The organism is Noviherbaspirillum sp., from assembly GCF_035654295.1.
Lineage (GTDB): Bacteria > Pseudomonadota > Gammaproteobacteria > Burkholderiales > Burkholderiaceae_D > Noviherbaspirillum.
Genome location: NZ_DASRXF010000016.1, coordinates 74368 through 85140 on the forward strand (window position 1 = coordinate 74368; position 10773 = coordinate 85140).

At 62.5% G+C, this 10773-nt stretch carries 10 protein-coding genes; 1 reads left to right on the top strand and 9 read right to left on the bottom strand.

Features of this window, described 5'->3' with window-relative positions; genetic code table 11:
- Positions 1–7: 7 nt before the first annotated feature.
- The 9 genes from VFF99_RS01730 to VFF99_RS01770 all read right to left on the bottom strand — a co-directional run bounded on the left by VFF99_RS01730 (position 8) and on the right by VFF99_RS01770 (position 10129).
- A complete protein-coding gene (locus VFF99_RS01730; protein WP_325014394.1) occupies positions 8–793 on the bottom strand; it encodes an ABC transporter ATP-binding protein in 786 nt (261 codons plus the stop codon).
- A gap of 27 nt (positions 794–820) precedes the next feature.
- The gene (locus VFF99_RS01735) at positions 821–2002 is read right to left on the bottom strand and encodes an ABC transporter substrate-binding protein (RefSeq protein ID WP_325014396.1); all 1182 of its coding nucleotides are present in this window, start codon (positions 2000–2002) and stop codon (positions 821–823) included.
- Positions 2003–2027: 25 nt separating this feature from the next.
- Positions 2028–3089 carry a branched-chain amino acid ABC transporter permease gene (locus VFF99_RS01740; RefSeq protein WP_325014398.1) on the bottom strand — a complete coding sequence of 354 codons (1062 nt, stop codon included), beginning with the start codon at positions 3087–3089 and terminating at the stop codon, positions 2028–2030.
- 2 nt (positions 3090–3091) lie between these two features.
- Positions 3092–3973: a branched-chain amino acid ABC transporter permease gene (locus VFF99_RS01745; protein WP_325014400.1), complete on the bottom strand. Its 882-nt coding sequence runs from the start codon at positions 3971–3973 to the stop codon at positions 3092–3094.
- Positions 3970–4806: an ABC transporter ATP-binding protein gene (locus tag VFF99_RS01750; protein WP_325014402.1), complete on the bottom strand. Its 837-nt coding sequence runs from the start codon at positions 4804–4806 to the stop codon at positions 3970–3972. The genes VFF99_RS01745 and VFF99_RS01750 overlap by 4 nt, the downstream gene beginning before the upstream one ends.
- 12 nt (positions 4807–4818) lie before the next feature.
- Entirely contained in the window at positions 4819–6873 is a 2055-nt protein-coding gene (locus VFF99_RS01755) for an NADPH-dependent 2,4-dienoyl-CoA reductase (protein WP_325014404.1), read from the bottom strand.
- Between the two features lie 6 nt (positions 6874–6879).
- Positions 6880–8514 carry a long-chain-fatty-acid--CoA ligase gene (locus VFF99_RS01760; protein ID WP_325014406.1) on the bottom strand — a complete coding sequence of 545 codons (1635 nt, stop codon included), beginning with the start codon at positions 8512–8514 and terminating at the stop codon, positions 6880–6882.
- A 243-nt stretch (positions 8515–8757) separates the two neighbouring features.
- Positions 8758–9606 (bottom strand): 3-hydroxybutyryl-CoA dehydrogenase, encoded by an 849-nt coding sequence (locus tag VFF99_RS01765; protein WP_325014408.1) that lies wholly within the window; start codon positions 9604–9606, stop codon positions 8758–8760.
- Between the two features lie 196 nt (positions 9607–9802).
- The gene (locus tag VFF99_RS01770) at positions 9803–10129 is read right to left on the bottom strand and encodes a recombinase family protein (protein WP_325014410.1); all 327 of its coding nucleotides are present in this window, start codon (positions 10127–10129) and stop codon (positions 9803–9805) included.
- A 160-nt stretch (positions 10130–10289) separates the two neighbouring features.
- Here VFF99_RS01770 and VFF99_RS01775 point away from each other — a divergent pair.
- Positions 10290–10773, top strand: a 484-nt coding sequence (locus VFF99_RS01775; RefSeq protein ID WP_325014413.1) for a PAS domain S-box protein, incomplete at its 3' end; no start/stop codon positions are given.

A 10773-nucleotide genomic window follows, 5' to 3' on the forward strand; every position in this document is an offset into this window, starting at 1 on the left:
TTAAGGTTCAACGATAGCTGCGGCGTTTCGACTCGCTGTCGCTGTGCACGCCCAGGTAGAGCTCCCTGACGACGGGATTGCGGGTCAGCTCTTGGCTCGGCCCGTCCAGCATCACCTTGCCGTTTTCCACGATGTAGCCGTGATGGGAGACGGAAAACGCCATCGACGCGTTCTGCTCGACCAGCAGCATCGACACGCCTTGCTCGCGGTTGATGCGCGAGATGATGGAAAAGATTTCTTCGACCAGTTTCGGCGCCAGGCCGAGCGAGGGCTCGTCGAGCAGGATCAGACTGGGCTGCGCGATCAGCGCCCGGCCGATGGCGAGCATCTGCTGCTCGCCGCCGGAAAGGTAGCCGGCCAGGCCGTTGCGCCGCTCGAACAGCCGCGGAAAATAGCCATAGACGAGGTCATAGCCTTCCTTGCCCAGCGACGCGCGGCCGGACAGGGCGAAGCCGGCCGTGGTCAGGTTCTCCTCCACCGTGAGGTCGGTGAAGATGCGCCTGCCCTCCATGACGTGGAACATGCCCTTGCGCACAAGGCGGTCGGGAGCGACGCCGTGCGTCGATTCGCCGCTGAAGCGAATCGCGCCCGCCGTCACCTGTCCGTCTTCCAGAGGAAGCACGTTGGTCACTGCCTTCAGAGTGGTCGACTTGCCGGCGCCGTTGGCGCCGAGCAGCGCAACAACCGAGCCCTTCCGCACCTTCAGCGAGAGGCCGGATAGGGCAGTGACGGATTTGCCGTACACCACCTCGATGTTGTCCACTTCTAGGATGTTGGAAGACACGTCAGCCATGATTTCTTTCCGGGTTTTGCAGGCGGGTTACTTCGACAGGTCGATCCAGCCCGATGCCGGGAGCATGGTCTTCTTGCCTGCGTCGTATTGGTACACGCGGCCCACCGGGATGGAGTTTCCCTGGACCGAGATCGGCGTGCCGATGATGCCGCCCGTATCCCAGTTCTTGATGGAGTTGAGCGCGGTCTTCATGTTCGAACCGGTCAATTCCTTGCCCGATTCCAGCGTCCGCTTGGCGGCCTCGACGAACAGCATCGAGGTGAGGAAGCCTTGCATGTAGGCGACCGACTGGTATTCCGGGCGGATCTTGCGGATCTGCTCCAGCATCGGCGACTTGCCCTCCTTGTCGAAGTAGTAGCGGTAGGGCATGACGCCCATGAAGCCGTCCGCGCCAGGGCCCATGCGCTCGATGTTGACCAGGTCCATCGACCAGAGCGTGCCCATGAACTTTGTCTTCATGCCGAGGTTCTTCGCCTGCGAGATGAATTCGGGGATCGGCGCCAGCACGTAGCCGTGGAAGATGGTGTAGTCGGGGTTGGCGCGGCGCAGCTTGAGCACTTCGGTCGAGACGTCGACGGAGCCGATCGGTGTCGGCAGCGTCTGCGCCACGGTCAGGCCGAGCTCCTTGGCGTACGCTTCCGCCGCCGCGATCGGGTCGCGGCCGAACTCGTTGTCGGAATAGACGAGCGCCACGCGCGCCTTCGGCTTTTCAGCCGCGATATGGCGCAGCAGGATCTTGACCATCTGCGAGTAGTCGGGGCCGGACATGAAGTAGTTCGGGAAACGTTCCGGATTGTTCAACTCAGTCGCGAACGAGGTGCCGGACATCAGGATGTTGCCCTTGCGCTGCAGCTCCGGGGAAATGGTTTTGGCAAAGCCGGTCGAGTCGCCGTAATAGAAGCGCACGTCGTTGCTGGCGGTGAGCTTGTTGAACACGGCGACAGACACGTCGACCTTGTAGCCTGTGTCTTCGGCCGCGTAGCGCAGTTTGCGGCCCTTGATGCCGCCCTGCTCGTTCACCAGATTGATATAGTCCTGCATCGCGGCGTGATAACCGGCCGCGGTGGCGGCCATGACGCCGCTCAACGGAATCGAGGCGCCGAGAACGATGTCGGATTTATCCTGCGCCGTCGCGGCATTGAAAGGCAGGGCCAGGGCACCGGCGAGGCCGAGGGCGAGCTTGAGGGTATGGCGTTTCGCGCTGGTCATTTTGTGTCTCCTATCCAGGTGTGAATCAAGTTTTTGATGTGGTGCTGCCGAGATTTCCTCTACCTCTACGCGCCCGCCAGTGCTTGCGCAGGCGCGGTATCACTTCTGCGAGTCCCTGGGGTTCGAACAGCAGGAAGCCGATGATCAGGGTGCCGAACACGATGGCGCGGATGGCGGGAATGATGGTGATGGCATCGGCGGGCGCGATCACGTTGAACGCGAGGCGCAGCATCTCCGGCACCATGGTCATGAAGGCGGCGCCGATGATGCTGCCGGAAATGCTGCCCATGCCGCCGACGATGATCGCGGCCAGGAAGAAAATCGACATCTGGATCGGGAAGCTTTCCGGCGTCACCACGCGGAAGAAGTAGGCCCATAGCCCGCCCGCGACGCCGGCATAGAACGACGACAGGCCGAAGCTCATCAGCTTGTAGCGCAGCAGCGGGATGCCGAGCACTTCGGCAGAAATATCGCGGTCGCGGATCGCGATGAAGGCGCGTCCGACGCGGGTGCGGAAAAGATTGGCGGCTGCCGCCACCATCACCACGGCCACCGGAATGATGATCCAATAAAGCTGCTCGGGACGCGCAAGCTCGGTGCCGAACAGGCTTGCGGGCGCGATGTTCAGGCCGCGCACACCGTTGGTCACGGAATCCCAGTTGGCGAACGTGAACTCGAGGATGATCGACGCGGCGATCGTCGAGATCGCGAGATACAAGCCTTTCACGCGCAGGCTCGGAATGCCGACCACCAGTCCGATCAGGGCAGCGGCTGCGCCCGCGATCACGATATTGAGCAGGAAGGGCGTGCCGGCGTGCATCTCCAGCAGTGCGACGCAATAGGCGCCCACGCCCATGAACGCCGCCTGGCCCAGGCTGGCCAGGCCCGTGTAGCCGGCCAGGATGTTCAGCCCGGTTGCACTGATCACATTGATCGCAATGAGACAGGCCCAGTAGAGCCAGTACTCGGACGAGATGAACGGGAAGGCGCCGAAGGCCAGCAGCGACGCCGCCATCCACGCGCGTTGCCGGGTGATCGCAGGCGCAGGGGCTACGGCCAGAGAGGCCGGTGTATTGAGTGTTTGCATGTTCACAGTCGATCGATTTCAGCAGTTCCGAGAAGCCCGTGCGGGCGCACCAGCAACATCGCCAGCAAGAGCGTGAAGGTTGTCACCAGCTTGAATTCACCGCCGAGGAAGGCGATGGCGAACGATTCGGCCAAGCCGACGAACAAGGCTGCCAGCAGCACGCCAAGGATGGAATCGAGCCCGCCCATGATCACCACCGACAGCACCGTCAGTCCGAACACGCCCATCGCCGAGGAAATTCCGCCGATTGCTCCGACCAGGATTCCGGCACCGGCGGCGATCATGCAGGCGACCACCCAGGACAGCGAATACACCTTCGGCACGCTGACGCCGCAGGAATAGGCGGCGCCGGGGTCGGTGGCGGTGGCGCGCAGGGCCAGGCTGCCGCGCCAGTAGCGGAACACGAGCAGGAACAGGCCGATGGTGAGCGCGGCGACGACGAACGCCACCGCGGTCTTCGACGATACGTAGATCTCGCCGAGGAACACCGGCTTTTCAGGCATGAAGTTGACCAGGCTGTGCGGCTCCAGGCCCCATACCAGTTCGACCACGCCGACCAGGATCGAGCCCAGGCCGATGGTCACCATGAAGACCGACAAGGCGCTGCTGCCGAGCATGCGGCGGATGACGGCGCGTTCGATCGCCGCACCGTACACGCCCCCGCACAGCAGCACCAGCGGGACGGCCAGCCAGACCGCCATGTTCAGCCCGGAGGTAAATCCGAAGAACAGATAGGCCCCGAGCATCAGCGTCTCGCCGATGGCGAGGTTCACCACGCGCGTGGCCTTGTAGATGAGCACGAAGGCAAGTCCGGTCAACGCCAGCAATGCCCCTGAACCGAGTCCCGCGAGCGCAACTTCGGTGAAATACAACCAGTCGTTCATACCACCTCCAGTTGTGCGGCCGTCAGTGCGAGCTGGCCTGCGGCGTCTTGCCCCAGGTAGGCACTGATCACCTCCGGATTGTTCTGAATGTCTTCCGGCCTGCCCTGAGCAATCACCTTGCCGAAACTGAGCACGACGACATGATCGGAAATGTCCATCACCATGCCCATGTCGTGTTCGACCATGAGCACTGTCAGTTCCCATTCGTCGCGGATCTTGAGAATGAACCTGGCGATGTCTTCCGTTTCCTCGCGGTTCATCCCGGCCACCGGCTCATCCAGCAGCAGCACGCGCGGATGCATGGCCAGGGCGCGCGCGAGCTCGACGCGCTTGCGCAAGCCGTACGGCAGGTTCGCCACCGGTTCATCGCGGATGGAGGCGATGTCGAGCAGGCCGATGATCTTGTCGTCGATCTCGGCGCTCAGCGCTTCCTCTTCCTTTCTCGCGCGGCCCCAGTAGAACAGGCCATCGAGCAGGTTGCTGCGCATGTGGCTGTGGCGGCCGAGCTTGATGTTTTCGAGCACGGTCATGCCGCGGAACAGCGCAATGTTCTGGAACGAGCGCGCCAAACCCAGTTTCGCCCGCATCGGCGGGGGCGTCCGGGTGATGTCCTTGCCCTCGAACAGGATCTCGCCCGAAAAGGGTTTGTAGAACCCCGACACGCAATTGAACAGCGAAGTCTTGCCGGCCCCGTTGGGACCGATGAGCGCGGTGATCGAACCCGGCTCGACCGAGAAGGAGACGTTCGCCAGCGCCTCGATGCCGCCGAAGCGCAGGCATAGATTGCGCGCTTGAAGCACCGGCTCCGCTGACCGTTGTGTGAGAACTTTCATGACTGGGTCCCCCTAGAGGCTGTAGGCGAGGCGCGTGCCTTCGTCAATGGCGCGCTTGGCGTCGAGTTCGGAAGCAAAGCGTGCGCCGCCGATCAGCTCCACCCGCTTTCCGCTGCGCTCGAGCGCATCAGCCAGCGTACGCTCCGGATCCTGGCCGGCGCACATCACGACGTGATCGACCGGCAGCACCTGCATCCGGCCATCGACGCTGTAATGCAAGCCTTCGTCATCGATCTTGTGATAGGTGGCGCCCGAGATGACCGGGACGCCGCGCTTGATCAGCTTGCTGCGATGGATCCAGCCTGTGCTCTTGCCCAGGCGCGCTCCCGGGCGCACGGTGCTGCGCTGGAACATGGTCACCTCGCGCTTCGCCTTTTCAATGACCGGTTCGGCAAGGCCGCCGCGGTTCGAAATGGTGGGGTCCACGCCCCAGGCGGCGAAAAACTCGGGCACCGACTGCACGCCCTTCTTCGGCGCCGTCAGCAATTCCGCCACGTCATGCCCGATCCCGCCGGTGCCGATCACGGCAACGCGCTCGCCCACCTCTACCTTGCCGAGGATGACATCCAGGTAGCCGACAACCTTCGCATGCGTCGCGCCCGGCAGTTCCGGCAGGCGCGGCTTGATGCCGGTCGCGACAACGATGCAGTCGAAGTTTTCCTGCGCCAATGCAGCGGCATTGACCCGTACGTTCAGCCGTACCTCGACGCCGCTGCGTTCGACGCGCTTGCGGAAGTAGCGGATCAGTTCGGCGAACTCCTGCTCCTTGCCCGGAATGCGGCGTGCGACATTGAGCTGGCCGCCAATATCGTCGCTGGCGTCGTACAACACCACCTGGTGGCCGCGTTCCGCGGCGGTGGTGGCACAGGCCAGCCCGGCAGGGCCGGAGCCGATCACGGCCACACGCTGCTTGACGGCCGGCGGCGTTTCATCAAATTCGGTTTCGTGGCAGGCCTTGGGATTGACCAGGCAGGTCGCCAGACGGTCGGTGAAAATGTGATCGAGGCATGCCTGGTTGCAGGCGATGCAGGTATTGATTTCTTCGGTCCGGCCGCTCGCCGCCTTGATGACAAATTCCGAGTCGGCGAGGAAGGGGCGCGCCATCGAGACCAGGTCGGCTTCGCCCTTGGTCAGGATTTCTTCCGCCGTGCCTGGCATGTTGATCCGGTTCGAGGCCACGACTGGCACCGAGACGGCCTTTTTCAGCCGCGCGGCTGCAAAGGCAAAGGCGGCGCGCGGTACCGAGGTCGCAATCGTGGGTACGACGGACTCGTGCCAGCCCACACCGATGTTGATGACATCGACGCCAGCGCTTTGAACGGCGCGGGCGAGCGCGTCGACCTCGTCGCCGGTCAGGCCGCCCTCGACCAGGTCGATCGCCGAGATGCGGTACATGATCAGGAATTCAGGACCGAGACGCTCACGCGTACGCCGCACGATCTCCACCGGAAAGCGGATGCGGTTCTCGAAGGAGCCGCCCCATTTGTCGGTACGGCGATTGGTGCGCGGCGCGGTGAATTGCGTGATCAGGTAGCCCTCCGACCCCATCAGTTCGATGCCGTCGTAACCGGCTTCGCGCGCGAGGACGGCGCACTGCACGAAATCATCCACCGTCCGCTCGACCTCTTCGGTCGTCATTTCGCGCGGGATCCGGCGGTTGATCGGTGACGGCGCCGAGCAGGGACCGCAGATTTCCGGATGCTTGGCGTAGATGCCGGTGTGCAGCACCTGCAAGACGATCTTCGCGCCCCCTGCGTGAACGGCGTCGACGATCGGGCGGTGTTCATCGAGCTTGTCTTCCGAGTCAAGCACGGTGGCGCCCTCTTCCACACGTCCCTCGAAGTTGGGTGATGTTCCGCCCGTGATCACCAGGCCGACGCCGCCGCGCGCACGCTCCGCGTAGAACGCTGCCAGCTTGCGAATCGAGTCCGGTTCGTTTTCAAGGCGCGTGTGGATCGAGCCCATGATCACGCGGTTGCGCAATGTGTGCGCGCCGACCTTGATCGGCGAGAGCAATAAGGGGTACTCGCTGTTCTTTGCCAATTGATGCATTGTTTCCATTGTCATGCTCACTTACTCCGGAATGCGCTCGACCAGGTGATCGGCGTACTTGGCACGCAGCACTTTCTTGTCCAGTTTTCCGGTCGCGGTGTGCGGCAGTTCGTCCACGAACACGATGTCGTCCGGCAGCCACCAGCGCGCCACTTTTCCGGAGAGGAATTCCAGGATTTCTGCCTTGTCCGGCTTTGCGCCTTCACGCCGGACGGCAAGCAGCAGCGGACGTTCGTCCCATTTCGGGTGACGGGCGCCGATCACCGCGGCTTCGCGCACGCCGGGGTGATCTGATGCGAGGTTTTCGAGGTCGACCGAGGAAATCCACTCGCCGCCGGATTTCACGAGATCCTTGGCGCGGTCGGTCAGTCGCACATACCCGTGCCGGTTGATGGTGGCGACGTCGCCGGTATCGAAGAAGCCCTCTTCATCCAGCGCGCTTCCCTTCGGCTTGCCGTAGTACGCCTGGACGATGCAGGGGCCGCGCACCCTCAGGTGTCCGGAGGTCTGGCCGTCCCACGGCAAGCGGCGGCCATGCTCGTCGCAGATCTTGAATTCAACGAGGAAGGGCGGCCGGCCCTGCGTCTGGCGCAGATCCATCATGGCCTCCCCTTCCAGGCCGTTCGTCTCCGGCATGAGGGAGCAGATTGCTGACATCGGCCCCATTTCGGTAGCGCCGAATGCGGAGCGCACCTCGACGCCGTGCCGCTCGTTGAAAGCCTGGATCATGGAGCGCGGACACGGAGAGCCGCCGATGTAGATGCGCTTCAGGTGGGTGAGCTTTTCGCCCTGTGCGTCCAAATGGTCGAGAACGCTCTTCCACACCGTGGGCACGCCCCCGGTGCAGGTGACCTTTTCGCTCTGCAGCAATTCCGACAGAGAGGCACCGTCGAGCCCCGGCCCCGGCAACACGAGCGACGCGCCCGCCATGGGCGCCGAGAACGGCCACGTCCATCCGTTTGCGTGGCACATCGGCACGACTTGCAGCACGATGTCGTTGGCAGAGAAACCATACATGTCCGGCGAGTTGGCGATCAGGGACATCAGCACGATCGAACGGTGGGAATACAAGACGCCCTTGGGCTGACCGGTGGTGCCGGAAGTGTAGGCGAGGCTCGCCGCCGAGTTTTCATCGAAGTCCGGCCAGCGATAGCTGGCATCGCCTTCGGCAATCCAGTCTTCATAGGCGATCGCGTTGCGCAATGAAGTCTCCGGCATGCTGGAACGATGGGTCAGGATCACGTAGCGTTCCACCGACGGCAGGCGATCGGCAAGGCTCTCCACCAGCGGGACGAAAGCGATATCGACCAGCAGGATGCGATCCTTCGCATCATTGATGATGAAAGCGATCTGTTCGCTGAACAGGCGCGGATTGATCGGGTGGTATACCGCGCCGGCGCCGGCGATGCCGAACCAGCATTCGAGGTGGTTGGCATTGCTCCAGGCGAGCGTTCCAATGCGGTCGCCCTGCTGGATGCCTTCGGCAAGCAGACGCTGCGAAACGCGCATGGCACGGGACTCCATCTGCGCGTAGTTGGTGACCGCGATCGACCCGTCGTGAAGACGCGAAACGACGCGCCGCCCCCCGTGCTGCCGTGCTGCGTGTTCGAGCACGCGATGACAGAGCAGCGATCTATCCTGCATCAGTCCCAGCATGTCGCCCCCTTACCGGCAAAGCTGGCGATCGCCTCGGTGGCGTGCCGATTGAACGCACAAATCATGCCCCGGTCTCCTTCGATGTTTGAGTAATCAATAACGCTTTCGCGAATTGAGCAGCTTTCGTGCCACCGGGCGGAGGCCTTGTTTTGCGCCGCTTTCCGCCGATTGCCGAGTCAATCTGTCTTTACTGAATACAGCTGCGATACGCCTTTGTTCTTGCAGAAGACAGCGTGCCTGCCGTCAGTACTCGTAGAATCCGCGACCGCTCTTGCGGCCGAGGTAGCCTGCGTCGACCATCTCCTGCAGCAGTGGCGCGGGGCGGTATTTCGGATCGTTGAAGTCGTGGTAGAACACTTTCAGCACCGCGAGCAGCGTGTCGAGTCCGACCAGGTCGCACAGCGCGAGCGGGCCCATGGGCTGGCCGGTCCCCAATCTCATGCCGAGATCGATGTCCTCGCGCGTGGCGAGCCCTTCCTGGAGGACGAAGATGGCTTCGTTCATCATCGGAACGAGAATCCGGTTCACCACGAAGCCGGGTGCGTTCTTCACCGAGATCGGCGTCTTTCCGATCTGGCGCGAGAGCGCGTCGGTCGTCGCGAAGGTAGTGTCGCTGGTTTGGATGCCGCGGATAAGCTCGACGAGCGACATCATCGGCACCGGATTGAAGAAGTGCATGCCAATCAGGCGCTCAGGACGGGACAGTGCCGCGGCGAGCTTGGTGATGGATACCGAGGAGGTATTGCTGGCGATAACCGCCTCGGCCTTTGCTACGGCCTCGACCTCCTTCAGGATCGCAAGCTTGATCTCCACGTTCTCGGTGGCCGCCTCGATGATGAAATCGGCCTGCGCCAGCGCGCCGGTTTCGGTATGCGTGCTGATGGACGCAAGCGCCCGCTCCTTTTCTTCGGCGGACATTTTTCCCTTGGTGACCGCACGGTCGAGACTTGCCGAGATCATCTGTACACCTTTGGTCAGCGCGGCCTCGTTCAGGTCGCGCAGCACCACCTTCAGCCCGGCAACGGCACACACCTGCGCAATGCCGCTACCCATCAAGCCGGCGCCGATCACGCCTACCGTTTCGATTTTCATGAATCCCTTTCAGTTGGAAGATTGCTCGTATTCGAAATTTGCAACATGCATGCCAACGGCGGGGGCGCACGGATTTGATGGCGTGGCGCCGGTTTAGCGGGAGGCGACAGCGCCCGATCGCCACAAGTGTTCGTGCGACGAGCAACCGGACTGTCTTCATGAAGCACACTTCGCGGAAGCGTGCTGGCCCTGCACCCTATGAATGCCGCTGCAAGAACGCCCAGACACTGCTTGCGTACCAGCGGCCGCCGTAGCCGCCGCTGCAGCCTTGCTTGTTGAGGGCTGCGGCAATGGAAGCAAAGGACTCGCCTTTCGAGCGCCGCGCGTGAATACTCTCCAACAGGCCGGAAGCGGGCATGGGCCGCATGTTTTCATTTGGTGGCATCGCTGCCCGGGCTTCGCTTCGCCGCCAACGTCGATGCCCCGAATCGTCAAGCAGTTGCTGAAGCATGAAGTGGCCCTTATCCATGGCGTGCATGTGAAGAGATTTTCTGAGGAGAAATTTATGTTGCGGCGTGCTCATTCCAGCGCGCGCCGGCCCGCTGGATGCCGTCGGACAATCGCCACTTTGCAACCTCCATGCCACCCGGGAAAGCAACTTCCCGTCTGCAGAAAATGTCTATTTGGGAGACAATCATGTCAACCCACTCTCCCCTGTACTTATTGAAGACGGTCCGAGAATCATGGACACCACTGACAACGACCCGCTCGCCTTTGGGGCACTGATCCTGAACGCGAAAGGCGAAGTGACTTGCGCCACCGGGTTCGCGCGCGACGAGGCCGTGCAACAGCGCCTGCTTGAGAAATACCGCAAGCAAGACCGCAGGCGGGGCATGTTGGCGCTGGATGGCGAGCCGAAGCTGATCGTGAGCTTCCGTGCCGCCGACGATGCCACCTTGTTTTTTATCCAGAAGGCATCCAGCAAATCCACCTTCTTCGATTTCGTCGCCAATGTCGACTTCGCGCACGCGGTGTTCGATTACTTCCTGAACAACCCCTACGAGTCGGTCGTGGTAGTGGATGAGAAGGCGCGCATCCGATATGTCCCGCCGGTGCATGAACGGTTCTTCGGCATCGAGCATGGCGAGGCCATCGGCAAGAAGGTGACCGATGTGATCCCGAACACCAACCTGCATGAAGTCGTCCGTACCGGCAAGGCCGAAATCG